Source organism: Pseudomonas sp. Pse79 (genome assembly GCF_024519615.1).
Classification (GTDB): Bacteria; Pseudomonadota; Gammaproteobacteria; order Pseudomonadales; family Pseudomonadaceae; genus Aquipseudomonas; species Aquipseudomonas veronii.
Window position 1 is genome coordinate 457,169 of record NZ_JALJRR010000002.1, and the last position, 24,733, is coordinate 481,901.

Consider the following 24,733-nt stretch of genomic DNA (forward strand, 5'->3'; position numbering starts at 1 on the left):
GCGCAAAAAAAAGCCCGAATCGTGAGAAACGGGCTTTTTTTCACAAGGAAGAAAATCAATTACTTGATTTTGCCTTCTTTGTAGATCACGTGCTTGCGAACGCGCGGATCGAACATTTTCTTTTCGAGCTTGTCCGGGGTAGTACGCTTGTTCTTGTCGGTAGTGTAGAAGTGACCAGTACCGGCGCTAGAGATCATTCGAATCAATTCACGCATGATAGAGCTCCTTAGATCTTGCCAGCGGCGCGGATTTCGGCCAGCACGACAGTGATGCCACGCTTGTCGATAATGCGCATGCCTTTGGCAGATACGCGCAGACGCACAAAACGTTTCTCTTCTTCAACCCAGAAGCGGTGATGCTGCAGGTTCGGCAGGAAACGACGACGGGTTTTGTTATTTGCGTGGGAAATGTTATTCCCAGTCACCGGACCCTTACCGGTAACTTGACAGACTCTCGACATGCCTCAGCCCTCTAAAACCACATGCCCAACCCGGCATGGGTTGGCCGCTTAATCTCTCAGTCATTTGGCGCCAGGCGCCGCGTTTCTTTAGGGTCTTACCGGCTACACCTACAAGCGAAGGAACCGGGCCCCTAGAAAAGAGCGCTGCTTTATACCAGAAAGACCCAAGTGCAACAACAGCCCGTGTGTTTTTACCGGCGTAAATCTCGGCGACAGATGGCCGAACCGTTGCCAGGAGGGGCCGCTGCAATAGCCGACCGCTCGTCGCACAGAATGATTTACAACGCCCGCAAGTACCAAAAAGTACAAGGCGAAACGCGCTGAGGCGCCATCAAAACAGCATTTGAGCCAAAAGCACAGGCAAAAATGGACTAGTCATTTATCAATCAGACCACTACGGTAGGACTTTTCCAGACTGCACTCGCAGATGGGCCTTCGATCTGCACAGGAAACCGAACATGCGCCTCGCTGCCCTACCGCTTTTGCTAGCCCCTCTGTTTATCGCGCCGCAGGCCTTGGCGGCCACCAATCTGAGCGTGTGTACCGAAGCCAGTCCCGAAGGGTTTGACGTAGTGCAGTACAACTCGCTGACTACCACCAACGCCTCGGCCGACGTGCTGATGAACAGCCTGGTGAACTATGACGCAGCCAGCGGCAAGCTGGTGCCAAGCCTGGCGGACAGCTGGGAAGTGTCGCCGGACGGCCTGACCTACACCTTCCAGTTGCACCCCAACGTAAAATTCCACCGCACCGACTATTTCACCCCGAGCCGCACCCTGACCGCCGAAGATGTCCGCTTCAGCTTCGAGCGCATGCTCGATCCGGCCAACCCATGGCACAAGATCGCCCAGAGCGGCTTCCCCCATGCCCAGTCGCTGCAATTGCCGGCACTGATCAAGAAGATCGACGCCCTTGACCCGCTGACCGTGCGCTTCACCCTCGATCACCCCGACTCAACCTTCCTCGCCGCGCTGAGCATGGGTTTTGCCTCGATCTACCCGGCCGAGTACGCCGACAAGCTGCTCAAGGCCGGCACCCCGGAAAAGCTCAACAGCCAGCCCATCGGCACCGGCCCGTTCATTTTCACACGGTTCCAGAAAGATGCCGTGGTGCGCTACAAAGCCAACCCGGATTATTTCGCCGGCAAACCGGCTGTGGATAACTTGATCTTCGCCATCACCCCGGATGCGAACGTGCGCCTGCAGAAACTGCACCGCGACGAATGCCAGATCGCACTGTCGCCCAAACCCCTGGATGTGGGCGAAGCCGAGAAAGATCCCGCACTCAAAATAGAAAAAACCGCAGCATTCATGACTGCATTCGTCGCGATCAACAGCCAGCACCCACCGCTGGACAAGCCCGAAGTGCGCCAGGCGATCAACCTGGCCTTCGACAAGGACAGCTACCTCAAAGCCGTGTTCGAAGGCACCGCCGAAGCCGCCAACGGCCCCTACCCGCCCAACACCTGGAGCTATGCCAAGGAGTTGCCGGGTTATCCACAGGACATCGCCAAGGCCAAGCTGCTGCTGGAGCGCGCCGGGCTCAAGGACGGCTTCAAGACCACGATCTGGACACGCCCCACCGGCAGCCTGCTGAACCCCAACCCCAACCTCGGCGCGCAACTGCTGCAGGCGGACCTGGCCGAGGTCGGCATCCAGGCCGAGATCCGCGTGATCGAATGGGGCGAGTTGATCCGCCGCGCCAAGGCCGGCGAACACGACCTGCTGTTCATGGGTTGGGCCGGCGACAACGGCGACCCGGATAACTTCCTGACTCCGCAGTTCTCCTGCGCGGCAGTGAAATCCGGCACCAACTTCGCCCGCTATTGCGACCCGGCCCTGGACAAGCTCATCAGCGCCGGCAAGACCACCAGCGAGCAAGGGGTGCGCAGCAAGCTGTATCAACAGGCCCAGGCGCAGATCCAACAGCAGGCACTGTGGCTGCCGCTGGCGCACCCGATGGCGTTCGCCCTGACCCGCAAGAATGTCGAGGGGTACCAGGTGAGCCCGTTTGGGCGGCAGGATTTTTCGAAAGTCAGCGTCAAGCCCTGAGCTGCAAGCTGCAAGCTGCAAGCTGCAAGCCCCCTTGAGGCTTGCAGCTGCAACCTTGCAACTGCTGCCCCTCCTACATCCACCCGTATTCCGCCATCGACAATGGATCACCATCGCCCACGATGATGTGATCCAGCACCCGCACATCCACCACTTCCAAGGCTTTTTGCAGAATCTTGGTCAATTTTCGATCAGCCGCACTCGGCTCCACGCTCCCCGAGGGATGGTTGTGGCACAGGATCAACGCCGCCGCGTTATACGCCAGGGCGCGCTTGACCACTTGCCGCGGGTAAACCACGGTGGCGTCGATGGTGCCCTGGAACAACGCCTCGAACCCCAGCACCCGATGCTTTGAATCGAGAAACAGGCAGCCGAAAATCTCGTGAGGCTCATGGCGCAACAGCGCCTTGAGGTAGTCACGCACAGCGACCGGGCTTTCCAGCACCGAGTCACTGCGCAGTTGTTCGGCCAAGTGGCGCCGGGACATTTCCAGCACCGCCTGCAGTTGCGCAAACTTCGCCGGCCCCAGCCCCAACTGCTGGCTGAACAGCACCTGGCTGGCCTCCAGCAGCGGGCGCAAGCCACCGAACTGCGCCAACAGATGCCGCGCCAGGTCCACCGCGCTCCGCCCGGCCACGCCGGTGCGCAGGAAGATAGCCAACAGTTCGGCGTCGGACAGCGTTGCGGCCCCCCATTCCAAAAGCTTCTCCCGCGGCCGCTCGGCCACCGGCCAATCACGAATACTCATCCCGCCTCCCTGTGCATGTGCGCCGCTGTTGCCTGGCGGACGCTGTGTTATCGTAGGCCCTCTTTTTTGCATGCGATTTCACCTGGGGAGGGGGCATCGCAGGCGTCACTGAACTGGCTTCACTGAACTGGAAAGGCAAACCAATGCAGCGTCTGTATCGGAAACGCATCGTTCTCGGCGTCGGCGGCGGCATTGCCGCCTACAAGAGCGCAGAGCTGGTTCGCAGGCTTCTCGACCAGGGCGCCGAAGTGCGCGTGGTCATGACCCGCGGCGGCAGTGAGTTCATCACCCCGCTGACCATGCAGGCCTTGTCCGGCCACCCGGTTCACCTGGACCTGCTGGACCCGGCCGCCGAAGCCGCCATGGGCCATATCGAACTGGCCAAATGGGCCGACCTGGTGCTGATCGCCCCGGCCACCGCCGACCTGATCGCCCGCCTGGCGCAAGGCATCGCCGATGACTTGCTGACCACGCTGGTCCTGGCCACCGACGCCACTGTCGCCATCGCCCCGGCCATGAACCAGGCCATGTGGCGCGACCCGGCCACCCAAGCCAATACGCAGCTCCTGCAAAGCCGTGGCCTCAAGGTGTTCGGCCCGGCCTCCGGCAGCCAGGCCTGCGGCGACGTCGGCATGGGCCGCATGCTCGAAGCCACCGACCTGGCACTGTGCGCCGCCGAGTGCTTCCAGCACCTGGCCCTGACTGGCAAGCACGTGTTGATCACCGCCGGCCCGACCCAGGAAAACATCGACCCGGTGCGCTACATCACCAACCATAGCTCAGGAAAAATGGGCTTTGCCCTGGCTGAAGCGGCGGTCGAGGCAGGCGCGCGCGTGACCCTCATCACCGGCCCGGTGCATTTGCCGACGCCCGATCGTGTCACCCGGATCGACGTGGTCAGCGCCCGGGACATGTTGGCGGCCTGTGAGGCGGCCATTCCCTGCGACCTGTTTATCGCCTCGGCAGCGGTTGCGGATTACCGCCCGGAAGTCGTCGCCCCGCAAAAGCTCAAGAAAGACCCTACCAGCGGCGACGGCCTGCTCCTGCAAATGGTGCGTAACCCGGACATCCTGGCCACCATCGCCAGCCGCCCGGACCGTCCGTTCAGCGTCGGTTTCGCCGCCGAGACCGAGCACCTGCTGGACTACGCCGCACGTAAATTGAAAGACAAAAACCTCGACCTGATCGTTGCCAATGATGTCGCCAACCCAAGCATCGGCTTCAACAGTGAGGAAAACGCCTGCAGCGTGATCGATCGCGACCTGCACGCCACCCTTTTCGCCCAGACCAGCAAGGGCAAGATTGCCCGCCAACTGATCTCTTTTATCGCCCAACGGCTGAACCAGGTTTAATTTACATGCACGCTTTGCAAGCCAAGATCCTCGACCCCCGCATCGGCACCGACTTCCCCCTGCCGGCCTATGCCACACCGGGCTCCGCCGGCCTGGACCTGCGCGCCATGCTCAAGGAAGACACCGTCCTCGAGCCGGGCCAGACCCTGCTGATTCCGACCGGCCTGTCGATCTATGTCGGCGACCCGGGCCTGGCGGCGCTGATTCTGCCGCGCTCGGGCCTCGGCCATAAGCACGGCATCGTGCTGGGCAACCTGGTCGGCCTGATCGACTCGGACTACCAGGGCGAGCTGATGGTGTCGTGCTGGAACCGCGGCCAGACCGCCTTCAACATCGTCGTCGGCGAGCGCATCGCGCAGCTGGTGCTGGTGCCGGTGGTGCAGGCGCACTTCGAACTGGTACAGGAATTCGACGCAACCCAACGCGGCGCAGGCGGTTTTGGGCATTCCGGCAGTCACTGACCACACCAAACCGGGGCGGACGCTACCGTCCGGCCCGGTTAGATGCCACCGCATGGCCTTTCAGGATGAAGAATGCGCGGACCTGACGAGCGACACTTTCCAAGTAAAATCAATGCATTACGCAAACATAAGCGCGGAGCGGATGCTCCGATGGCCTTTTTGCACCACGAACTCTGCACCGAAAACGCCGTCATACCCTTCAGTTTAAGCCTGCCGGTCAGCCACATTAAGGCCAGCCTTGTCTCTTTCAGATGGAGTTTCCCCCCGCGATGAGTACCGCCGCCCGAGTAGCCCCGACCTTCCCCGACAGCATCTTCCGCGCCTATGACATCCGTGGCGTGGTGCCCAAGACCCTGACCGCCGAAACCGCCTACTGGATTGGCCGCGCCATCGGCGCCCAAAGCCTGGCCCAGGACGAACCGAACGTTTCGGTCGGCCGTGACGGTCGCCTGTCCGGTCCCGAGCTGGTGGAGCAATTGATCCAGGGCCTGGCCGACAGCGGTTGCCATGTCAGCGACGTCGGCCTGGTGCCGACCCCGGCGCTGTACTACGCCGCCAACGTGCTGGCCGGCAAATCCGGGGTGATGCTCACCGGCAGCCACAACCCGTCGGACTACAACGGCTTCAAGATCGTCATCGCCGGCGACACCCTGGCCAACGAACAGATCCAGGCCCTGCACACACGCCTGAAAACCAACGACCTGACCAGCGGCAAAGGCAGCATCACCAAGGTCGACATTCTTCAGCGCTACTCCGACGAAATCACCGGCGACGTCAAACTCGCGCGCCGCCTGAAAGTGGTGGTGGACTGCGGCAACGGCGCGGCCGGCGTGATCGCTCCGCAACTGCTCGAAGCCCTGAACTGCGAAGTGGTGCCGTTGTTCTGCGACGTCGACGGCAACTTCCCCAACCACCATCCAGACCCGGGCAAGCCTGAAAACCTGGTGGACCTGATCGCCAAGGTCAAGGAAACCGGGGCCGACGTCGGCCTGGCCTTTGACGGCGACGGTGACCGCGTGGGCGTGGTGACCAACACCGGCGAAAACGTGTTCGCCGACCGCCTGCTGATGCTGTTCGCCCGTGATGTGGTGGCGCGCAACCCGAATGCCGAAATCATCTTCGACGTAAAATGCACCCGTCGCCTGACGCCGCTGATCAAGGAATATGGCGGTCGCCCGCTGATGTGGAAGACCGGTCACTCGTTGATCAAAAAGAAAATGAAGGAAACCGGCGCGCTGCTGGCCGGCGAAATGAGCGGCCACGTGTTCTTCAAGGAGCGTTGGTTCGGGTTTGACGACGGCATTTACAGCGCCGCTCGTCTGCTGGAGATCCTCAGCAAGGAAAAATCCACGGCGCAGGAGCTGTTTCAGACCTTCCCGAATGATATTTCTACGCCAGAGATCAATATCCATGTGACCGAAGAGAGCAAATTCAGCATCATTGACGCATTGCACGACGCGCAATGGGGCGAAGGCGCCAACCTGACCTCCATTGATGGTGTGCGAGTCGATTACGCCAAAGGCTGGGGCCTGGTTCGCGCGTCCAACACCACACCGGTGCTGGTGCTGCGTTTCGAGGCGGATACCGAGGCTGAGTTGCAGCGCATCAAGGACGTGTTCCACGTCCAGTTGAAACGTGTTGCCCCTGATCTCCAATTACCGTTCTGATTTTTTTGCACCGGAGCCCTGAATGACCCTCGAACGCGAAGCCGCTGCCAACACCGCCAAGGTCCTGTCCGAAGCGTTGCCCTACATTCGACGCTACGTCGGCAAGACGCTGGTGATCAAATACGGCGGCAATGCCATGGAAAGCGACGAGCTGAAAACCGGCTTTGCCCGCGATATCGTGTTGATGAAAGCCGTGGGGATCAACCCGGTGGTGGTCCACGGCGGCGGCCCGCAGATCGGCGACCTGCTCAAGCGCCTGTCGATCGAAAGCCACTTCATCGATGGCATGCGTGTCACTGACGCGCAGACCATGGACGTGGTGGAGATGGTCCTCGGCGGCCAGGTGAACAAAGACATCGTCAACCTGATCAACCGCCACGGCGGCAGCGCGATTGGCCTGACCGGCAAGGACGCGGAGCTGATCCGCGCGAAAAAACTGACCGTGACCCGTCAGACGCCGGAAATGACCCAGCCGGAAATCATCGACATCGGCCAGGTGGGCGAAGTGATCGGTATCAACACCGACTTGCTGAACCTGCTGGTCAAAGGTGATTTCATCCCGGTCATTGCGCCGATCGGCGTGGGCGCCAACGGCGAGTCCTACAACATCAACGCCGACCTGGTTGCCGGCAAAGTGGCCGAAGCGCTGAAGGCTGAAAAGCTGATGCTGCTGACCAACATCGCCGGCCTGATGGACAAGCAAGGCAAGGTGCTGACCGGCCTGACCACCCAACAAGTGGACGAGCTGATCGCCGACGGCACCATCTACGGCGGCATGCTGCCGAAGATCCGTTGTGCGCTGGAAGCGGTACAGGGCGGTGTCGGCAGCTCGCTGATCCTTGACGGCCGCGTGCCGAATGCGATCCTGCTGGAAATCTTCACCGACACCGGTGTGGGTACGCTGATCAGCAACCGCAAGCGTCCTTAACCACAAAAAGCCCCACCCTCTGTAGGAGCGAGCTTGCTCGCGAAAAACGTAAAGGCGCCGCGTTCATCCAGAATAAACGCGTCATCGTTGGCGTTCTTCGCGAGCAAGCTCGCTCCTACAGGGAGTGGGGCTTTTTGTTGTGCGGCGTTTACTGGACGCCGAATTGCTCGCGGTACGCCCGTACTGCCGGCAAGTGTTGCTTGAGCTGCGGATCATCTTCCAGGAACTGCAACACCTGGTTCAACGACACGATGCTCACCACCGGGATGCCGAAATCGCGTTCCACTTCCTGGATCGCCGACAACTCACCATTGCCACGCTCCTGGCGGTTCAAGGCGATCAGCACGCCTGCGGCCTTGGCACCCTCCTGGGAGGCGATGATCTGCATCACTTCACGGATGGCGGTGCCGGCGGTGATCACGTCGTCGATGATCAGCACGTTGCCGGTGAGCGGCGCGCCCACCAGGCTACCGCCTTCGCCATGGGCCTTGGCTTCCTTGCGGTTGAAGCACCACGGCAGATCGCGCCCATGGTGTTCGGCCAACGCCACGGCCGTCGCGGCGGCCAGGGGGATGCCCTTGTAGGCCGGACCGAACAGAACGTCGAAGGAAATACCGCTTTCAACGATGGCAGCCGCGTAGAAACGCCCCAGCTGAGCCAGGGCCGAACCCGAGTTGAACAAGCCAGCATTGAAGAAATACGGGCTGGTGCGCCCGGACTTGAGGGTGAACTCACCGAAGCGCAAAACCCCGCGATCGATGGCAAAACGAATGAAATCGCGTTGATACGCCTGCATGAAAAAAGCCTCAGATACCACGGATTTAGCTAATTAGGTAGACGGCGTGTATCATACACGCACGCGATTTTTGGGGCCATTTATGCGGATCATCAGTGTGAACGTTAATGGTATTCAGGCTGCAGTCGAGCGTGGTTTGCTCAGTTGGCTGCAAGCCCAGAATGCCGACGTCATCTGCCTGCAGGACACCCGCGCCTCCGCCTTTGAACTGGACGATCCAGCCTTCCAACTGGATGGCTACTTCCTTTATGCCTGCGATGCCGAAGTGCCCACCCAAGGTGGCGTGGCTTTGTACTCGCGGTTGCAACCCAAGGCGGTCATCAGCGGCCTCGGCTTCGAGACAGCCGACCGCTACGGGCGCTACCTGCAAGCCGATTTCGACAAGGTCAGCATCGCGACCTTGCTGCTTCCTTCGGGGCAGAACGGCGATGAAGACTTGAACCAGAAGTTCAAGCTAATGGACGACTTCGCCCGTTATCTGGATAAACAGCGACGCAAACGTCGCGAGTACATTTATTGTGGCTCGCTGTACGTGGCGCAACAGAAGCTGGATATCAAGAACTGGCGCGACAGCCAGCAATCCCCGGGTTTCCTGGCGCCGGAACGGGCCTGGATGGACGAGATTGTCGGCAACATGGGCTATGTCGATGCCCTGCGCGAAGTCAGCCGCGAAGGCGACCAGTACAGCTGGTGGCCAGACAACGAACAGGCTGAGATGCTCAACCTGGGCTGGCGTTTCGACTACCAGCTGCTGACCCCAGGCCTGCGTCGCTTTGTGCGCAGCGCACGCCTGCCACGCCAGCCGCGCTTCTCGCAGCACGCGCCGCTGATCGTGGACTATGACTGGACACTGACCATCTGAGGTCTTTGCCCAGGCACAAAAAAAACCGACATCGCTGTCGGTTTTTTTGTGCGCGCCTGGTTACTTGATCAGCCGCCAGGTCCATGGGTAGCGGTAGGCCGTGCCGTTGTTGGCCTTGATCCCGCCAATGATCGTCAGCACCAGCGCCGCGACCACCAGGATCAACATCAACAGGAAGCCGATCACCACGAACCCCAGCACCATGCAGACCAGCCAGGCAATGGCCACGGTGATCTGGAAATTCAGGGCTTCCTTGCCCTGATCATCGATCAGCGGGTCCATGTCCTTCTTGATCTGCCACAGGATCAGCGGCCCCAACAGGCTGCCGAAAGGGAACACCAGGCCCAGAAACGCCGCGAAGTGACACAACATCGCCCATTGGCGGACTTCCTTGGACGGTGCCGGAACCGGCAATTGACTGTCACTCATGGCGTTTCTCCTTGAAGCCGGTTCAGTCGGCCAGCGCGGCGTTCTGCAGCTCGAAAATCTCGGTCATGCCTTTCTGCGCCAGCGCCAGCATGGCATTCAGCTCAGACGGCTGGAATGGCGCACCTTCGGCGGTGCCCTGCACTTCGATGAAACCACCGGTGCTGGTCATCACCACGTTCAGGTCGGTCTCGGCGGCCGAGTCTTCCAGGTAATCCAGGTCCAGCACTGGCTCGCCCTGGTACATGCCCACCGACACAGCGGCGATCATCTGCTTGAGCGGGTCGCCGGCTTTCAGGCCGCCACGCTTCTTGATCACTTTCAACGCGTCGACCAGCGCAACCATGGCACCGGTGATGGAGGCAGTGCGCGTGCCGCCGTCGGCCTGGATCACGTCGCAGTCGACGTACAGGGTCACGTCGCCCAGCTTGGACATGTCCAGGGCAGCACGCAGCGAACGGCCGATCAGGCGCTGGATTTCCAGGGTACGGCCGCCTTGCTTGCCACGGCTGGCTTCACGCTGGTTACGCTCGCCGGTGGCGCGCGGCAGCATGCCGTATTCGGCGGTCAACCAACCCTGGCCCTGGCCCTTGAGGAAACGCGGCACGCCGTTTTCGACGCTGACGGTGCAGATCACCTTGGTATCGCCAAACTCGACCAGTACAGATCCCTCGGCGTGTTTGGTGTAGTTGCGGGTGATGCGGATCGAGCGGAGCTGATCGGCAGCGCGACCACTTGGACGTTTCATAGGGGATACCTGTACGGAGGACGAAAAACTGCCGAGCATTATAGAGCCGCGAGCCGATTCGGGGCACGTCTAAAAAATTCGGTTACGAATCGTCGACTGGCGGTGCTTTGTCAGTGCCAGGGTTTGGGGCCAATCGTCCCACTGCGCTACACTCCTGCGCCTTCGCAGCCTGTCGGCTTCAATTTACCCATCAGCCCGCCATCGCGGGACTGCAACGCGAGGTACCTCCATGGTGCACAGCATGACCGCCTTCGCCCGCGTCGAAAAAGCCGGCGCGCAAGGCACCCTGAGCTGGGAACTGCGCTCGGTCAACAGCCGCTACCTGGAGCCGCACCTGCGCCTGCCGGAATCGTTCCGCGACCTCGAAGGCGCGGTACGTGAAGCACTGCGCCAGGGCATTTCCCGCGGCAAGCTGGAATGCACCCTGCGCTTTACCGAGGAAACCACCGGCAAACCGCTGCAGGTCGACCGCGAGCGCGCCGCGCAACTGGTCGCCGCCGCCGAAACCATCGCCGGCCTGATCAAGCAGCCGGCCGCGCTGAACCCGCTGGAGGTGCTGGCCTGGCCCGGCGTGCTGGTGGCCGACGCCAGCGACCCGCAAGCCCTCAACGCCGAAGCCCTCGCCTTGTTCACCCAGGGTTTGAAGGAACTCAAGGCCGGCCGCGAGCGCGAAGGCGCCGAGCTGGCCCGCCTGATCAGCGAGCGCCTGAGCGCGATCGAAGCCGACGTGGTCACCTTGCGCGAGCTGGTGCCGCAGATGCTCGCGACCCAGCGCCAGAAGGTCCTCGACCGCTTCGCCGACATGAAGGCCGACCTCGATCCGGTACGCCTGGAGCAGGAAATGGTCCTGTTGGCGCAGAAGAGCGACGTCGCCGAAGAACTCGATCGCCTGAGCACCCACATCCTTGAAGTACGCCGCGTGCTCAAGTCCGGCGGCGCCGCCGGTCGGCGCCTGGATTTCCTGATGCAGGAACTCAACCGCGAAGCCAATACACTGGGCTCCAAGGCGTTCGATCCGCGCAGCACCACGGCGGCGGTCAACCTCAAAGTGTTGATCGAGCAAATGCGCGAACAAGTACAGAATATTGAGTAAGGCAACTTCCATGACCCACAGCACCGGCACCCTTTACATCATTTCCGCCCCCTCGGGCGCGGGCAAGAGCAGCCTGGTCAAGGCCCTGACCGACGCTGACGAACAGATCCGCATCTCGGTGTCCCACACCACCCGCGCCATGCGCCCGGGCGAGGTGAACGGCGTTCACTATCACTTCGTCGAGCGCACCGAGTTCGTCAAGATGATCGAGCACGGCGCCTTCCTTGAGCGCGCCGAAGTGTTCGGCAACCTCTACGGCACCTCGCAAAGCCACCTGCAACAGACCCTGGACGAAGGCCACGACCTGATCCTGGAAATCGACTGGCAGGGCGCCGAGCAAGTGCGCCAGCTGATGCCCAAGGCGCGGTCGATCTTCATCCTGCCGCCGTCCCTGGAAGCCTTGCACCAGCGCCTGACCAACCGCGGCCAGGACAGCGACGCGATCATCGAAGGCCGCATGCGTGAAGCCGTCAGCGAAATGAGCCACTACGTCGACTACGATTACCTGATCATCAATGACGATTTTGCCCACGCCCTGGACGATTTGAAGGCGATTTTCCGCGCCAATCAGCTCCAGCAAAAACGCCAACAACAGCGTTTCGGCAAGTTATTGGCCGAACTGCTCGGTTGATCAGCTCTTCCCAAAACCGCTGCGAGGGCCTTACATTGGCACTTGCAGCGGTTTTGCGAGAGCCTGGGAAAAATCAGCGCTTCCCTAAACGCTGGTGATTTTTTAAACTGTTTAGTCCGCTCGCCCAACCGGGCAGCGCGCATCTTGCATTCGCTCCGAGGAATACCATGGCCCGCGTAACCGTTGAAGACTGCCTAGAACACGTGGATAACCGCTTTGAGCTGGTCATGCTCTCTACCAAGCGTGCCCGTCAACTGGCCACTGGCGGCAAAGAGCCCCTGGTCCAGTGGGAAAACGACAAGCCTACCGTTGTCGCTCTGCGCGAAATCGCTGAAGGCCTGATGAGCTACGAGTTCATCGCCAACGCCGAGATCGTTGAAGACGAACCGCTGTTTGCAGCGTTCGAGGACGAGTCCAACGAGGCCGTCTAAGCCTATGCCTGGTCGACGTAGCACGGCGCGGTGTCAACGCACGCGGCAGGAGTCCATCCTTTGCCGAGCATAGACGCCCTCGCCGATCGCTTATCGACCTACCTCGGCCCAGACCAGGTCAACCTGGTCCGCCGAGCGTATTTCTACGCCGAACAAGCCCACGACGGCCAACGCCGCCGCAGCGGCGAGGCGTATGTCACCCATCCTCTTGCGGTGGCCAATATTCTCGCCGACATGCACATGGACCATCAGAGCCTGATGGCCGCGATGCTGCATGACGTGATCGAAGACACCGGCATCGCCAAGGAAGCGCTCAGCGCGCAATTTGGCGAAACCGTGGCCGAACTGGTCGATGGGGTCAGCAAACTGACCCAGATGAACTTCGAGACCAAGGCCGAAGCCCAGGCGGAAAACTTCCAGAAGATGGCGATGGCCATGGCCCGGGATATCCGTGTGATCCTGGTCAAGCTGGCCGACCGGCTGCACAACATGCGGACACTGGAAGTGCTGTCCGGCGAAAAACGCCGGCGCATCGCCAAGGAAACCCTGGAAATCTACGCGCCCATCGCCAACCGGCTGGGCATGCACGCCATTCGTATCGAATTCGAAGACCTCGGCTTCAAGGCCATGCACCCGATGCGTTCGGCGCGCATCTACCAGGCGGTCAAGCGCGCCCGGGGCAACCGCAAGGAAATCGTCAACAAGATCGAAGAGTCGCTGAGCCATTGCCTGGCGATCGACGAGATCGAGGGCGAGGTCAGCGGGCGGCAGAAGCACATCTACGGCATCTACAAGAAGATGCGCGGCAAGCGCCGGGCCTTCAACGAGATCATGGACGTGTATGCGTTCCGGATCATCGTCGACAAGGTCGACACCTGCTACCGCGTATTGGGCGCTGTACATAATTTGTACAAACCCCTGCCGGGCCGCTTCAAGGACTACATCGCCATTCCCAAGGCCAACGGCTATCAGTCGCTGCATACCACGCTGTTCGGTATGCATGGGGTGCCGATCGAGATCCAGATCCGCACCCGGGAAATGGAAGAGATGGCCAACAACGGCATCGCCGCCCATTGGCTGTACAAATCCAGCGGCGACGAGCAGCCCAAAGGCACCCACGCCCGCGCGCGCCAGTGGGTCAAAGGCGTGCTGGAAATGCAGCAACGTGCAGGCAACTCCCTGGAATTCATCGAGAGCGTGAAGATCGACCTGTTCCCGGACGAGGTCTACGTGTTCACGCCCAAGGGCCGGATCATGGAGTTGCCCAAAGGCTCCACGGCCGTCGACTTTGCCTACGCCGTACACACCGATGTCGGCAACAGCTGCATCGCTTGCCGCATCAACCGGCGCCTGGCCCCGCTGTCGGAACCGCTGCAAAGCGGCTCCACCGTGGAGATCGTCAGCGCACCGGGCGCCCGGCCGAACCCGGCGTGGCTCAACTTCGTGGTCACCGGCAAGGCGCGCACCCATATTCGCCACGCCCTGAAACTGCAGCGCCGCTCCGAGTCCATCAGCCTGGGCGAACGTTTGCTGAACAAGGTGCTCAACGGCTTCGACAGCGCCCTCGAGAAAATCCCCGGCGAGCGCGTGCAAGCGATGCTCAGCGAGTATCGCCAGGAAACCATCGAAGACCTGCTGGAAGACATCGGCCTGGGCAACCGCATGGCCTATGTGGTCGCCCGTCGCCTGCTCGGCGAAGGCGAGCAATTGCCAAGCCCGGAAGGTCCGCTGGCGATTCGCGGCACCGAGGGCCTGGTGCTCAGCTACGCCAAGTGCTGCACGCCGATCCCGGGCGACCCGATTGTCGGGCACCTGTCGGCGGGCAAAGGCATGGTGGTCCACCTGGACAACTGCCGCAATATCAGCGAAATCCGCCACAACCCGGAAAAATGCATCCAGCTCTCGTGGGCCAAGGATGTCACCGGCGAATTCAACGTCGAGCTGCGGGTCGAGCTGGAGCACCAGCGCGGCCTGATCGCCCTGCTGGCCAGCAGCGTCAACGCGGCCGACGGCAATATCGAGAAAATCAGCATGGACGAGCGCGATGGTCGCATCAGCGTAGTCCAACTGGTGGTCAGCGTACACGACCGCGTACACCTGGCCCGCGTGATCAAGAAACTGCGCGCCTTGACCGGTGTGATCCGCATCACCCGCATGCGTGCATAGCCCACCTCTTACAAGGAGTCATTCATGACCAAGACTGTTATCACCAGCGACAAAGCCCCAGCCGCCATCGGCACCTACTCCCAGGCGATCAAGGCGGGCAACACCGTCTACATGTCCGGCCAGATCCCACTGGACCCAAAGACCATGGAACTGGTTGAAGGCTTCGAAGCACAAACCGTACAGGTCTTCGAAAACCTCAAGTCGGTCGCCGAAGCTGCCGGTGGTTCGTTCAAGGACATCGTCAAGCTGAACATCTTCCTCACCGACCTGAGCCACTTCGCCAAGGTCAACGAGATCATGGGCAAGTACTTCGAACAGCCTTACCCAGCCCGCGCCGCTATCGGCGTTGCTGCCCTGCCAAAGGGCGCACAGGTTGAGATGGACGCGATTCTGGTCATCGAGTAAAACACCCGGCGCAGCCTCCATAGGCTGCGCCGACTTCGTTTTAAAAGGATTTCATGATGCGCAAAGCGCTTGTAGCCTCTTCGTTGCTCGCCCTGTTGCTCGGCGGCTGTGCCAGCAACCCCGCCGACCTGGATGTGAGCGGCACCTGGATCAACCAGGTTGCCATCGACGCGGCAGCCAAGGGCGGCCCTTTGCGTGAAGCACTGCAGAGCTTTGGCCCGAACCTCGAGTGGGACGTCAACACCAAGGCCCTGCAGGCCCGCTACTACAACGGTTTTGAAGTAGCGGAAGGCAAGTTGCTCGGTGAGAAGCCCGGTGCCTGGAGCGTCGACTTCTACGGCAGCGCCGCCACCGATCTCAAGCGCAAAGGTCGGCAACTGCTGCAAGTGGCCAACGACAACGAGCCCGAACAGCTGTTTGCCCGCGCCAAGGAACCCGCACCGGAAGGCGCGCCATTGGGCGCCAACTTCGAGCGCGCGCTGTACGCCGCTTATATGGGCGGCGACTGGAAAATCGCCAACGGCAATGGCGAAGGCGCCACCGTGCAGTTCCAGGCCAACGGCCAAGTGGCCGGCCTGCCGGGTGCCGATCGATATTCGTTATGCCTGGCGGGTGATTGCGCCTCCATGAGCGGCGGCTACGACAGCATGTGGTTGCAACGCAACGGCGTGGGCAATGCGTGGATCTTTGCACGCAAGGGCAAGCAGCTGGAAATCTTCCAGGCGATCAATACCTCGCAGGCCGACGAAGTGCCTTCGTTTACACCGGGGCCACGCCAGTGGCTGCTTGAAAAACAATAACCGTCATCCCACAGACCTGAATGTGGGAGGGGCGCTGCGACGATTCGACTTGCTCCCGATCGCGGCGCATCAGCCACTACAACCGTGGCTGACAGAGCAAACCCCCTCCCACCTTTTCTGACCGCGGCTCAGCCCTTCAGGATGGCCGCGTAGCCTTCGCGATAACTCGGATACGTCGGCACCCAGCCCAACGCCTTGGCCCGGGCGTTGCTGCATTGCTTGCTCCCGGCGCGGCGCACACTGGCGTCATCGGACCATTGCGTCACACCCAGGTACTCACGCAACCAGGCCACCACCTCGGCCAACGGCGCCGGTGCGTCATCGACACCGATATAGATGCGATCCAGCGAACCGCCCTGCTCCACATGCCGCAATAAAAACGCCAGCAGGCCAGCCGCATCATCGACGTGGATCCGGTTGCCATATAAAGGCGGATCGATCGCCACGCGATACCCCTGGCGCACCTGCGTCAGCAGCCACTCGCGGCCCGGCCCGTAAATCCCGGTCAAGCGCACGATGCTCGCCGCAATGCCGCTGTTCAGCGCGACTTGCTCGGCTTCCAGCATCACCTGCCCGGAATAGCCTTTTGCCTGGGTCTCGGACGTTTCGTCGACCCATTCGCCCTGCTGCTGCCCATACACACTGCTGCTGGACACAAACAGCAGATGCTTGGGCTCCTGGCCGTAATCCTTCAACCACTCCAACACATGCTGCAACCCTTGCACGTAAGCGGCGCGATAACCGGCTTCGTCGTGATCCGTCGCCGCCGCGCAATACACCAGGTAATCCACCCCGCCGATCGGCCAGGTGTCAGGGCAATCCTTATTGAACAGGTCACCGGCAATGCCGATCACGCCATCGGGCAGGCGCGAAATATCACGCCGCAGGCCATGAACCTCCCATTCCGAGGCGAGCAATTGGCTGGCCAGCCGACTCCCCACATCGCCACAACCGGCAATCACAACAGAAGGCGCAGACATCACAAAACTCCGTACTGAAAGGTCTAGATTAGCCGTCGCAGGAGACCAGCGGCCAGAAAAAGGACAAATAAAGTTACTGTATTACTTCTGTTAACAAGAATTACTTGCAATAATAACGACCCATTTGTCCTCGACCTCGCAGGGTCTGGAAGGACGATCACTCATTTTTTTCTCTCAGGTCCGGCCAGCATGACACGTAATACACACCCCGCTTCGCCAACCAAACTTCACAGTCCATCCCGCGCCTGGCGTGCGATTGCGGCGCTGCTGTTCAGCGTACTGCTGGCACCGACCGCCGCATTCGCTGATGCCACCGCGCCGGCGGCTCCTGCTGCCGCCGAACAGAATGCCACCGCCGCCCCTGCGGTGCCGGCCGCCACAGACCCAGCCCAGGCTGCAGCGCCGGCCACCGCCGACGAGCCCGGCGTGGTGCTGGAAGAAAACAACACCCTTGGCATGGCCCACGACCTGTCGCCATGGGGCATGTACCAAAACGCTGACGTGGTGGTAAAAGCCGTGATGATCGGCCTGGCCATCGCCTCGATCATCACCTGGACCATCTGGATCGCCAAAGGCTTCGAACTGCTGGGCGCCAAGCGCCGCCTGCGCAGCGAGATCGTCCACCTGAAAAAGGCCACCACCCTCAAGGAAGCCAGCGAAACGGCGACCAAGAAGGGCACCCTGGCCAATACGCTGGTACACGACGCGCTGGAAGAAATGCGCCTGTCGGCCAACACCCGCGAAAAAGAGGGCATCAAGGAGCGCGTGGCGTTCCGTCTCGAGCGCTTGGTGGCAGCCTGCGGTCGTAACATGAGCAACGGCACCGGCGTGCTGGCGACCATCGGTTCCACCGCGCCGTTCGTCGGTCTGTTCGGCACCGTGTGGGGCATCATGAACAGCTTCATCGGCATCGCCAAAACCCAGACCACCAACCTTGCCGTCGTCGCTCCCGGCATCGCCGAAGCCTTGCTGGCAACCGCCCTGGGCCTGGTTGCCGCGATTCCCGCAGTGGTGATCTACAACGTCTTCGCCCGTTCGATTGCCGGCTACAAGGCCCAGGTATCGGACGCGTCGGCAGAAGTCCTGCTGCTGGTCAGCCGCGACCTCGATCACCTGCCTTCCGAGCGCAGCTCGCAACCGCACATGGTGAAAGTGGGGTAATCGGCCATGGGCCTGCATTTGAATCAAGGCGACGACGAACTCGTCGAGAACCACGAAATCAACGTCACGCCGTTTATCGACGTGATGCTGGTGCTGCTGATCATCTTCATGGTGGCGGCCCCCTTGGCCACCGTGGATATCAAGGTCGACCTGCCCGCGTCCAGCGCCAAACCCGCGCCGCGGCCGGAGAAGCCGATTTTCCTCAGCGTCAAGGCGGACCAGCGCCTGTTCCTGGGCGAAGAAGAAGTCAAAGCCGAAACCCTGGGGCCGGCGCTCGACGCCAAGACCCAAGGCAAGAAAGACACGACGATCTTCTTCCAGGCCGACAAAGGCGTGGACTACGGCGACCTGATGAGCGTGATGGATGCCCTGCGGGCAGCCGGCTACCTCAAGGTCGGCCTGGTCGGACTTGAGACGGCAGCCAAAAAATGATCACGACGCGCCACAAACTGACGCGTTATGGCACCAGCCTCGCCGTCGTGCTGGGCGTGCATGCCATCGCGATTGCCATCGCGCTCCACTGGTCGGCGCCGCGCACGGTCCAGCTGCCACCGGCGGCCATGGTCATCGACCTGGCGCCAATGCCCGCACCGCCGCCGCCGGCACCGCCCAAGGTGGTCACGCCGCCGCAGCCGCCCGCCCCGGTGGAAGAGCTGCCGCTGCCGAAACTGGCCGAAGCGCCCAAGCCGACGATCCAGGTGCCCAAGCCGGTCAAGCCCAAGCCGAAACCCCAGCCGCCCAAACCGGAGGAGAAAAAGCCCGAGCCGCCCAAGGAGAAACCTTCCGAGACGCCGCCAAGCGACACGCCGCCGACCAATACACCGGCGGAGAAATCGGCCCAGCCCGCACCGGGCCCGTCGCCGCAACAGGTCGCCGCCAAAGCCTCCTGGGAAGGCGCCCTGCTGGCGCACTTGCAGAAGTACAAAAAGTACCCGCAAAGCGCGCAGAACAGTGGCAAGGAAGGCATGAATCGCTTGCGCTTCGTGGTCGATGCCGAAGGCAATGTGCTGTCCTACGAGTTGGTGGGCCGCTCCGGCAACGCCGACCTGGACCGCGCCACCCTGGACATGATCCGTCGCGCCCAGCCATTGCCCAAGCCACCGGCCGATATGGTGAAAAGCGGCAGCATCGAGATCGTCGCGCCGTTCGTTTACAACATCGAGAAGCGTCGCCGCTAAAGGCACGCGCAGGGCTATGTGAGAGGGGCTTGCTCCCGATGACGGTACATCAGTCGACACGTCCTCGACTGACCCATCGCCATCGGGAGCAAGCCCCTTCCCACATCGGGTTTTATCGCTTCAGCAAAATCTCGCACATTCCCCGCTCAATCCTTATCAAAGTTCTGATAACGTGTGTCTATCGATTGCAGCCGGTATGCTTGGCTCGCAACCTCATGGACGCCCGCTATGACTCTTACAGAATTACGCTACATCGTGACCCTCGCCCAAGAACAACACTTCGGCCACGCGGCCGAGCGTTGCCACGTCAGCCAGCCGACGCTGTCGGTGGGCGTGAAAAAGCTTGAAGACGAACTCGGTGTGCTGATTTTCGAGCGCAGCAAAAGCGCCGTGCGCCTGACCCCGGTTGGTGAAGGCATCGTTGCCCAGGCCCAAAAGGTCCTGGAGCAAGCCCAAAGCATTCGCGAACTGGCCCAGGCCGGCAAAAACCAGCTGACCGCGCCGCTGAAAGTCGGCGCCATCTACACCGTCGGCCCGTACCTGTTCCCGCACCTGATTCCGCAACTGCACCGCGTCGCGCCGCAGATGCCGCTGTATATCGAAGAAAACTTCACCCACGTGCTGCGCGACAAACTGCGCAACGGCGAGTTGGACGCGATCATCATCGCCCTGCCGTTCAACGAGGCCGACGTGCTGACCCTGCCGCTCTACGACGAGCCGTTCTACGTGCTGATGCCGGCCTCGCACCCGTGGACGCAGAAAGACAGCATCGACGCCGGCCTGCTCAACGACAAGAGCCTGCTGCTGCTCGGTGAAGGCCATTGCTTCCGCGACCAGGTGCTGGAAGCCTGCCCGACCCTGACCAAGGGCCACGACGGCGCCAAACACACCACCGTGGAATCCAGCTCCCTGGAAACCATTCGCCACATGGTCGCCTCCGGCCTGGGCATTTCGATCCTGCCGCTGTCGGCGGTGGACAGCCATCACTACGCCCCGGGCGTGATCGCCGTGCGCCCGCTCACGCCGCCGGTGCCGTTCCGCACCGTGGCGATCGCCTGGCGCGCCAGCTTCCCGCGGCCCAAAGCCATTGAGATCCTGGCCGACTCGATCCGCCTGTGTTCGGTGGCCAAACCGCCTGCTGCGAGCTGAGCCACTGTATGACTGAGCTGTCGCAGGTGTCGGTGACGGCACTCAAGGGTGTCGGCGAAGCCATGGCCGAGAAGTTGGCCAAGGTCGGCCTGGAGAACCTTCAGGACGTGCTGTTCCACCTGCCTCTGCGCTATCAGGACCGCACCCGCGTAGTGCCCATCGGTCATTTGCGCCCTGGGCAGGACGCAGTGATCGAAGGCACCGTCAGCGGCGCCGACGTGGTGATGGGCAAGCGCCGCAGCCTGGTGGTGCGCCTGCAGGATGGCACCGGCGGCCTGAGCCTGCGCTTCTACCATTTCAGCAACGCGCAGAAGGAAGGCCTCAAGCGCGGCACCCGCGTGCGCTGTTACGGCGAAGCACGCCCCGGCGCCTCGGGCCTGGAGATCTACCATCCGGAATACCGCGCCATTACGGGCGACGAGCCGCCGCCGGTCGACACCACCCTGACGCCGATCTACCCGCTGACCGAAGGCCTCACCCAACAACGCCTGCGCCAACTGTGCCAGCAGACCCTGACGATGCTCGGCCCGAAAAGCCTGCCCGATTGGCTGCCCGTGGAGCTGGCCCGCGACTATCAACTGGCGCCGCTGGACGATGCGATCCGCTACCTGCATCACCCACCGGCCGACGCGGACGTGGACGAACTGGCCCTCGGTCATCACTGGGCGCAGCACCGCCTGGCCTTCGAAGAACTGCTGACCCACCAACTGTCCCAGCAACGCCTGCGCGAGAGCATGCGCTCCCTGCGCGCCCCGGCGATGCCCAAGGCCACGCGCCTGCCCGCGCAGTACCTGGCGAACCTCGGCTTTGCGCCGACCGGTGCCCAACAGCGCGTGGGCAATGAAATCGCCTACGACCTCAGCCAGCCCGAACCCATGCTGCGCCTGATCCAGGGCGACGTCGGCGCGGGCAAGACCGTGGTCGCCGCCCTCGCCGCCCTGCAGGCACTCGAAGCCGGTTACCAGGTGGCGCTGATGGCGCCCACTGAGATTCTCGCCGAGCAGCACTTCATCACCTTCAAGCGCTGGCTCGAACCGCTGGGCCTGGAAGTGGCGTGGCTGGCGGGCAAACTCAAAGGCAAAAACCGCACAATCGCGCTGGAGCAGATCGCCAGCGGCGCACCGATGGTGGTGGGCACCCATGCGCTGTTCCAGGACGAAGTGCAGTTCAAGAACCTCGCGCTGGTGATCATCGACGAACAGCATCGCTTCGGCGTGCAACAGCGCCTGGCCCTACGCCAGAAAGGCGCGGGCGGGCGCATGAGCCCGCACCAATTGATCATGACCGCCACGCCGATCCCACGCACCCTGGCCATGAGCGCCTACGCCGACCTCGACACCTCGATCCTCGACGAACTGCCGCCCGGCCGCACCCCGGTCAATACCGTGCTGGTCACCGACTCCCGGCGCGTGGAAGTCATCGAGCGCGTGCGCGGCGCCTGCGCCGAAGGCCGCCAGGCGTATTGGGTATGCACGCTGATCGAAGAGTCCGAAGAGCTGACCTGCCAGGCCGCCGAAACCACTTACGAAGACCTCACCAGCGCCTTGGGCGAACTCAAGGTCGGGCTGATCCACGGGCGCATGAAACCGGCGGAAAAAGCCGCGGTGATGGCGCAATTCAAGGCCGGCGACCTGCAACTGCTGGTGGCCACCACGGTGATCGAGGTCGGGGTGGACGTGCCCAACGCCAGCCTGATGATCATCGAAAACCCCGAGCGCCTCGGCCTGGCGCAACTGCACCAGCTACGTGGCCGCGTCGGCCGGGGCAGCGCGGCCAGCCACTGCGTGCTGCTGTATCATCCGCCGCTGTCGCAGATCGGCCGTCAACGCCTGGGCATCATGCGTGAAACCAACGACGGTTTTGTCATCGCCGAAAAAGACCTCGAACTGCGCGGCCCCGGCGAGATGCTCGGCACCCGCCAGACCGGCCTGCTGCAATTCAAGGTCGCCGACCTGATGCGCGACGCCGACCTGCTGCCGGCAGTGCGCGATGCGGCCCAGGCCCTGCTCGAGCGTTGGCCGGATCACGTCAGCCCGCTGCTGGATCGCTGGCTCAGGCATGGGCAGCAATACGGCCAAGTGTGACGCCTGTTTCACTTATCCGACCAACATTTGTATCAAGCTGGTTATACTCCAAAGACTGTACGAATTTGGATCAGGCCATGTCAGAAGTTGCCCACGCCGCCGCACCACTGACCGCCCCGCCGGTTATTCGGGCGCTGCTCGCGAAACTCTCCATCAGCTACACGGAAGTCGCCGAACATCCGGGCCTGAACCCTGCGCGAAAGATCCAGGCGGTGCTGCTGGAAGATGCGGTGGGCGCGCTCATGGTGCTGTTCCCGCAGAACCAGTTGCTCGACCTCAACCGCCTGACCGAACTCACCGGCCGCCGCCTGACATCGGTGTCGCCGGAACGTATCGAACGCATGCTGGGCAAGCATGACCTCAGCCTGCTGCCCGGCCTGCCGGCGCTGACCAGCTCACCTTGCCTGTATGAAGGCAGCCTGCTCGATGAGTCGAGCCTGCTGGTTCACTCGGGCGAAGCCGGTTTGCTGCTGGAGATCGCCAGCGTCGACTTCAAAACCATGCTGACCAAGGCCAGCGCCGCTCAATTCGGCGAGCCGCTGAGCAACATCCGGCCCAACCTCGACCGGCCCCATGATGACCGCGAGGAAATCACCCAGGCCATGCAGGCGTTCACGGCCCGGCGCATCCAGCAACGCCTGGAAGCGACCATCGAGATTCCGCCGCTGGCCGACACTGCGCAGAAAATCATCAAACTGCGCGTCGACCCCAACGCCACCATCGACGACATCACCGGCGTGGTCGAAACCGACCCGGCGCTGGCCGCCCAGGTGGTCAGCTGGGCCGCCTCGCCCTATTACGCCTCGCCGGGCAAGATCCGCTCGGTGGAAGACGCCATCGTGCGGGTGCTGGGCTTCGACCTGGTGATCAACCTGGCGCTGGGCCTGGCCCTGGGCAAAACCCTGAGCCTGCCCAAGGACCACCCGCACCAGGCCACGCCGTACTGGCACCAGTCGATCTACACCGCCGCCGTCATCGAAGGCCTGACCCGCGCCATGCCGCGCGCGCAACGCCCGGAAGCCGGCCTGACCTACCTGGCCGGTCTGCTGCACAACTTCGGTTACCTGCTGCTGGCCCACGTGTTTCCGCCGCACTTCTCGCTGATCTGCCGACACCTGGAGGTCAACCCGCACCTGTGCCACAGCTATGTGGAGCAGCATTTGCTGGGTATCAGCCGCGAACAGATCGGCGCCTGGCTGATGCGCTACTGGGACATGCCGGACGAACTGTCCACCGCCCTGCGCTTCCAGCACGACCCGTCCTACGACGGCCAATACGCCGAGTACCCCAACCTGGTGTGCCTGGCCGTGCGCCTGCTGCGCAGCCGGGGCATCGGCTCCGGGCCGCACGAAACCATCCCCGACGAGCTGCTTGAACGTTTGGGCTTGAGCCGTGACAAGGCTGAAGAAGTCGTGGCCAAGGTGCTGGATGCCGAGGTGCTGCTGCGCGAATTGGCCTCGCAGTTCAGCCAGGGCTGAATCGGTAGCTTGTTAGATCGCTATCGGGGGCAAGCCCCCTCCCACATTTTGATCTGCGAACACGGTCAAGTGTGGGAGGGGGCTTGCCCCCGATGAATCCACCTCGGTCTACTGCTTTTTCTTCGGCTTCAAATACTTGGTCAAGCCCTGGAACCAGATCACCAGCGCCGGGTTGCCCTTGATCTGGATCGACTTGTCCTGAATCCCCGTCATGAACGCCAGGTCTTTGTCACCCAACCTACGACGGCCAATACGCCGAGTACCCCAACCTGGTATGCCTGGCCGTGCGCCTGCTGCGCAGCCGGGGCATCGGCTCCGGGCCGCACGAAACCATCCCCGACGAGCTGCTTGAACGTTTGGGCTTGAGCCGTGACAAGGCTGAAGAAGTCGTGGCCAAGGTGCTGGATGCCGAGGTGCTGTTGCGCGAATTGGCCTCGCAGTTCAGCCAGGGCTGAATCGGTAGCTTGTTAGATCGCTATCGGGGGCAAGCCCCCTCCCACATTTTGATCTGCGAACACGGTCAAGTGTGGGAGGGGGCTTGCCCCCGATGAATCCACCTCGGTCTACTGCTTTTTCTTCGGCTTCAAATACTTGGTCAAGCCCTGGAACCAGATCACCAGCGCCGGGTTGCCCTTGATCTGGATCGACTTGTCCTGAATCCCCGTCATGAACGCCAGT

Annotated in this window: 24 protein-coding genes and 4 pseudogenes; 19 read left to right on the plus strand and 9 right to left on the minus strand. The window is 62.1% G+C overall.

Translation table 11 applies throughout. The annotated features are described in order from the left end of the window. Positions 1 to 59: 59 nt before the first annotated feature. Entirely contained in the window at positions 60 to 215 is a 156-nt protein-coding gene (gene rpmG / locus NR164_RS05285) for a 50S ribosomal protein L33 (protein WP_003176906.1), read from the minus strand. An 11-nt stretch (positions 216 to 226) separates the two neighbouring features. Further along, positions 227 to 460, minus strand: coding sequence for a 50S ribosomal protein L28 (gene rpmB / locus NR164_RS05290; protein WP_003176907.1), 234 nt, complete (start codon positions 458 to 460; stop codon positions 227 to 229). Positions 461 to 918: 458 nt separating this feature from the next. On the opposite strand from rpmB, the gene NR164_RS05295 reads away from it, so the two are divergent. Beyond that, positions 919 to 2,511 carry an ABC transporter substrate-binding protein gene (locus NR164_RS05295; RefSeq protein WP_046381647.1) on the plus strand — a complete coding sequence of 531 codons (1,593 nt, stop codon included), beginning with the start codon at positions 919 to 921 and terminating at the stop codon, positions 2,509 to 2,511. Positions 2,512 to 2,584: 73 nt separating this feature from the next. On the opposite strand, the gene radC is transcribed toward NR164_RS05295, so the two are convergent. Further along, positions 2,585 to 3,259 (minus strand): DNA repair protein RadC, encoded by a 675-nt coding sequence (gene radC / locus NR164_RS05300; protein ID WP_017846051.1) that lies wholly within the window; start codon positions 3,257 to 3,259, stop codon positions 2,585 to 2,587. Positions 3,260 to 3,402: 143 nt separating this feature from the next. Here radC and coaBC point away from each other — a divergent pair, with 143 nt between their 5' ends. From coaBC to argB, 4 genes and pseudogenes are all read left to right on the plus strand, one after another. After that, on the plus strand, positions 3,403 to 4,611 hold the full coding sequence (gene coaBC / locus NR164_RS05305; protein WP_017846052.1) for a bifunctional phosphopantothenoylcysteine decarboxylase/phosphopantothenate--cysteine ligase CoaBC: 1,209 nt from the start codon (positions 3,403 to 3,405) through the stop codon (positions 4,609 to 4,611). 5 nt (positions 4,612 to 4,616) lie between these two features. Then, the gene (gene dut, locus NR164_RS05310; protein ID WP_017846053.1) at positions 4,617 to 5,072 is read left to right on the plus strand and encodes a dUTP diphosphatase; all 456 of its coding nucleotides are present in this window, start codon (positions 4,617 to 4,619) and stop codon (positions 5,070 to 5,072) included. Positions 5,073 to 5,314: 242 nt separating this feature from the next. Continuing rightward, positions 5,315 to 6,739: pseudogene (locus tag NR164_RS05315) on the plus strand (phosphomannomutase/phosphoglucomutase); the annotation flags it as partial. Between the two features lie 22 nt (positions 6,740 to 6,761). Further along, complete coding sequence (gene argB / locus NR164_RS05320) at positions 6,762 to 7,667, plus strand: acetylglutamate kinase (protein WP_017846055.1); 906 nt, start codon at positions 6,762 to 6,764, stop codon at positions 7,665 to 7,667. Between the two features lie 148 nt (positions 7,668 to 7,815). Here the strand turns inward: argB and pyrE are convergent, their stop codons facing one another. Then, on the minus strand, positions 7,816 to 8,463 hold the full coding sequence (gene pyrE / locus NR164_RS05325) for an orotate phosphoribosyltransferase (RefSeq protein ID WP_017846056.1): 648 nt from the start codon (positions 8,461 to 8,463) through the stop codon (positions 7,816 to 7,818). Positions 8,464 to 8,545: 82 nt separating this feature from the next. On the opposite strand from pyrE, the gene NR164_RS05330 reads away from it, so the two are divergent. Then, on the plus strand, positions 8,546 to 9,325 hold the full coding sequence (locus NR164_RS05330) for an exodeoxyribonuclease III (RefSeq protein WP_003195493.1): 780 nt from the start codon (positions 8,546 to 8,548) through the stop codon (positions 9,323 to 9,325). 60 nt (positions 9,326 to 9,385) lie between these two features. On the opposite strand, the gene NR164_RS05335 is transcribed toward NR164_RS05330, so the two are convergent. Together NR164_RS05335 and rph are read right to left on the minus strand one after the other, a co-directional pair. After that, entirely contained in the window at positions 9,386 to 9,754 is a 369-nt protein-coding gene (locus NR164_RS05335) for a DUF4870 domain-containing protein (RefSeq protein WP_017846057.1), read from the minus strand. A gap of 22 nt (positions 9,755 to 9,776) precedes the next feature. Beyond that, a complete protein-coding gene (gene rph, locus NR164_RS05340) occupies positions 9,777 to 10,499 on the minus strand; it encodes a ribonuclease PH (protein WP_046381645.1) in 723 nt (240 codons plus the stop codon). A 229-nt stretch (positions 10,500 to 10,728) separates the two neighbouring features. Here rph and NR164_RS05345 point away from each other — a divergent pair, with 229 nt between their 5' ends. From NR164_RS05345 to NR164_RS05370, 6 genes are all read left to right on the plus strand, one after another. Continuing rightward, positions 10,729 to 11,592, plus strand: coding sequence for a YicC/YloC family endoribonuclease (locus NR164_RS05345; protein ID WP_017846058.1), 864 nt, complete (start codon positions 10,729 to 10,731; stop codon positions 11,590 to 11,592). A 10-nt stretch (positions 11,593 to 11,602) separates the two neighbouring features. Then, positions 11,603 to 12,223, plus strand: a complete 621-nt coding sequence (gene gmk, locus NR164_RS05350; RefSeq protein ID WP_017846059.1) for a guanylate kinase — start codon at positions 11,603 to 11,605, stop codon at positions 12,221 to 12,223. Positions 12,224 to 12,390: 167 nt separating this feature from the next. Beyond that, positions 12,391 to 12,654 (plus strand): DNA-directed RNA polymerase subunit omega, encoded by a 264-nt coding sequence (gene rpoZ / locus NR164_RS05355; protein ID WP_003176920.1) that lies wholly within the window; start codon positions 12,391 to 12,393, stop codon positions 12,652 to 12,654. Between the two features lie 60 nt (positions 12,655 to 12,714). Further along, positions 12,715 to 14,820 (plus strand): bifunctional GTP diphosphokinase/guanosine-3',5'-bis pyrophosphate 3'-pyrophosphohydrolase, encoded by a 2,106-nt coding sequence (gene spoT, locus NR164_RS05360; RefSeq protein ID WP_017846060.1) that lies wholly within the window; start codon positions 12,715 to 12,717, stop codon positions 14,818 to 14,820. Positions 14,821 to 14,844: 24 nt separating this feature from the next. Beyond that, positions 14,845 to 15,225 carry a RidA family protein gene (locus tag NR164_RS05365; protein ID WP_003176922.1) on the plus strand — a complete coding sequence of 127 codons (381 nt, stop codon included), beginning with the start codon at positions 14,845 to 14,847 and terminating at the stop codon, positions 15,223 to 15,225. A 56-nt stretch (positions 15,226 to 15,281) separates the two neighbouring features. Further along, the gene (locus tag NR164_RS05370; RefSeq protein WP_017846061.1) at positions 15,282 to 16,025 is read left to right on the plus strand and encodes a hypothetical protein; all 744 of its coding nucleotides are present in this window, start codon (positions 15,282 to 15,284) and stop codon (positions 16,023 to 16,025) included. A 128-nt stretch (positions 16,026 to 16,153) separates the two neighbouring features. Here NR164_RS05370 and NR164_RS05375 read toward each other — a convergent pair whose 3' ends face one another. Then, entirely contained in the window at positions 16,154 to 17,005 is an 852-nt protein-coding gene (locus tag NR164_RS05375) for an SDR family oxidoreductase (protein WP_126585190.1), read from the minus strand. A gap of 189 nt (positions 17,006 to 17,194) precedes the next feature. On the opposite strand from NR164_RS05375, the gene exbB reads away from it, so the two are divergent. From exbB to NR164_RS05405, 6 genes are all read left to right on the plus strand, one after another. Continuing rightward, positions 17,195 to 18,166: a tonB-system energizer ExbB gene (gene exbB / locus NR164_RS05380; protein WP_046381643.1), complete on the plus strand. Its 972-nt coding sequence runs from the start codon at positions 17,195 to 17,197 to the stop codon at positions 18,164 to 18,166. Positions 18,167 to 18,172: 6 nt separating this feature from the next. Next, a complete protein-coding gene (exbD, locus tag NR164_RS05385) occupies positions 18,173 to 18,598 on the plus strand; it encodes a TonB system transport protein ExbD (RefSeq protein ID WP_017846064.1) in 426 nt (141 codons plus the stop codon). Further along, a complete protein-coding gene (locus tag NR164_RS05390) occupies positions 18,595 to 19,344 on the plus strand; it encodes an energy transducer TonB (RefSeq protein WP_017846065.1) in 750 nt (249 codons plus the stop codon). Before exbD ends, NR164_RS05390 begins: the two co-directional genes overlap by 4 nt. Positions 19,345 to 19,572: 228 nt before the next feature. After that, positions 19,573 to 20,493: a hydrogen peroxide-inducible genes activator gene (locus NR164_RS05395; protein ID WP_046381642.1), complete on the plus strand. Its 921-nt coding sequence runs from the start codon at positions 19,573 to 19,575 to the stop codon at positions 20,491 to 20,493. 8 nt (positions 20,494 to 20,501) lie between these two features. Beyond that, positions 20,502 to 22,577 (plus strand): ATP-dependent DNA helicase RecG, encoded by a 2,076-nt coding sequence (gene recG, locus NR164_RS05400; protein WP_256822414.1) that lies wholly within the window; start codon positions 20,502 to 20,504, stop codon positions 22,575 to 22,577. Positions 22,578 to 22,654: 77 nt separating this feature from the next. Continuing rightward, on the plus strand, positions 22,655 to 24,055 hold the full coding sequence (locus tag NR164_RS05405; RefSeq protein WP_057004017.1) for an aminoacyl-tRNA deacylase and HDOD domain-containing protein: 1,401 nt from the start codon (positions 22,655 to 22,657) through the stop codon (positions 24,053 to 24,055). Positions 24,056 to 24,163: 108 nt separating this feature from the next. Here the strand turns inward: NR164_RS05405 and NR164_RS05410 are convergent. Next, positions 24,164 to 24,277, minus strand: a pseudogene (locus NR164_RS05410) (helicase); the annotation flags it as partial. Positions 24,278 to 24,288: 11 nt separating this feature from the next. Here NR164_RS05410 and NR164_RS05415 point away from each other — a divergent pair. After that, positions 24,289 to 24,510: pseudogene (locus NR164_RS05415) on the plus strand (histidine kinase); the annotation flags it as partial. A gap of 108 nt (positions 24,511 to 24,618) precedes the next feature. Here NR164_RS05415 and NR164_RS05420 read toward each other — a convergent pair. Then, positions 24,619 to 24,733, minus strand: a pseudogene (locus tag NR164_RS05420) (helicase); the annotation flags it as partial.

What these genes read in the sequence shown, in the direction of transcription:
- argB (WP_017846055.1), top strand. Translation starts at nt 6,762, where the DNA reads ATGACCCTCGAACGCGAAGCCGCTGCCAACACCGCCAAGGTCCTGTCC.
- rpmG (WP_003176906.1), bottom strand. Translation starts at nt 215, where the DNA reads ATGCGTGAATTGATTCGAATGATCTCTAGCGCCGGTACTGGTCACTTC.
- NR164_RS05295 (WP_046381647.1), top strand. Translation starts at nt 919, where the DNA reads ATGCGCCTCGCTGCCCTACCGCTTTTGCTAGCCCCTCTGTTTATCGCG.
- dut (WP_017846053.1), top strand. Translation starts at nt 4,617, where the DNA reads ATGCACGCTTTGCAAGCCAAGATCCTCGACCCCCGCATCGGCACCGAC.
- NR164_RS05395 (WP_046381642.1), top strand. Translation starts at nt 19,573, where the DNA reads ATGACTCTTACAGAATTACGCTACATCGTGACCCTCGCCCAAGAACAA.
- NR164_RS05405 (WP_057004017.1), top strand. Translation starts at nt 22,655, where the DNA reads ATGTCAGAAGTTGCCCACGCCGCCGCACCACTGACCGCCCCGCCGGTT.
- rph (WP_046381645.1), bottom strand. Translation starts at nt 10,499, where the DNA reads ATGAAACGTCCAAGTGGTCGCGCTGCCGATCAGCTCCGCTCGATCCGC.
- NR164_RS05365 (WP_003176922.1), top strand. Translation starts at nt 14,845, where the DNA reads ATGACCAAGACTGTTATCACCAGCGACAAAGCCCCAGCCGCCATCGGC.
- NR164_RS05370 (WP_017846061.1), top strand. Translation starts at nt 15,282, where the DNA reads ATGCGCAAAGCGCTTGTAGCCTCTTCGTTGCTCGCCCTGTTGCTCGGC.
- coaBC (WP_017846052.1), top strand. Translation starts at nt 3,403, where the DNA reads ATGCAGCGTCTGTATCGGAAACGCATCGTTCTCGGCGTCGGCGGCGGC.
- NR164_RS05335 (WP_017846057.1), bottom strand. Translation starts at nt 9,754, where the DNA reads ATGAGTGACAGTCAATTGCCGGTTCCGGCACCGTCCAAGGAAGTCCGC.
- exbB (WP_046381643.1), top strand. Translation starts at nt 17,195, where the DNA reads ATGACACGTAATACACACCCCGCTTCGCCAACCAAACTTCACAGTCCA.
- recG (WP_256822414.1), top strand. Translation starts at nt 20,502, where the DNA reads ATGACTGAGCTGTCGCAGGTGTCGGTGACGGCACTCAAGGGTGTCGGC.
- rpmB (WP_003176907.1), bottom strand. Translation starts at nt 460, where the DNA reads ATGTCGAGAGTCTGTCAAGTTACCGGTAAGGGTCCGGTGACTGGGAAT.
- gmk (WP_017846059.1), top strand. Translation starts at nt 11,603, where the DNA reads ATGACCCACAGCACCGGCACCCTTTACATCATTTCCGCCCCCTCGGGC.
- exbD (WP_017846064.1), top strand. Translation starts at nt 18,173, where the DNA reads ATGGGCCTGCATTTGAATCAAGGCGACGACGAACTCGTCGAGAACCAC.
- NR164_RS05375 (WP_126585190.1), bottom strand. Translation starts at nt 17,005, where the DNA reads ATGTCTGCGCCTTCTGTTGTGATTGCCGGTTGTGGCGATGTGGGGAGT.
- NR164_RS05330 (WP_003195493.1), top strand. Translation starts at nt 8,546, where the DNA reads ATGCGGATCATCAGTGTGAACGTTAATGGTATTCAGGCTGCAGTCGAG.
- NR164_RS05345 (WP_017846058.1), top strand. Translation starts at nt 10,729, where the DNA reads ATGGTGCACAGCATGACCGCCTTCGCCCGCGTCGAAAAAGCCGGCGCG.
- NR164_RS05390 (WP_017846065.1), top strand. Translation starts at nt 18,595, where the DNA reads ATGATCACGACGCGCCACAAACTGACGCGTTATGGCACCAGCCTCGCC.
- pyrE (WP_017846056.1), bottom strand. Translation starts at nt 8,463, where the DNA reads ATGCAGGCGTATCAACGCGATTTCATTCGTTTTGCCATCGATCGCGGG.
- radC (WP_017846051.1), bottom strand. Translation starts at nt 3,259, where the DNA reads ATGAGTATTCGTGATTGGCCGGTGGCCGAGCGGCCGCGGGAGAAGCTT.
- rpoZ (WP_003176920.1), top strand. Translation starts at nt 12,391, where the DNA reads ATGGCCCGCGTAACCGTTGAAGACTGCCTAGAACACGTGGATAACCGC.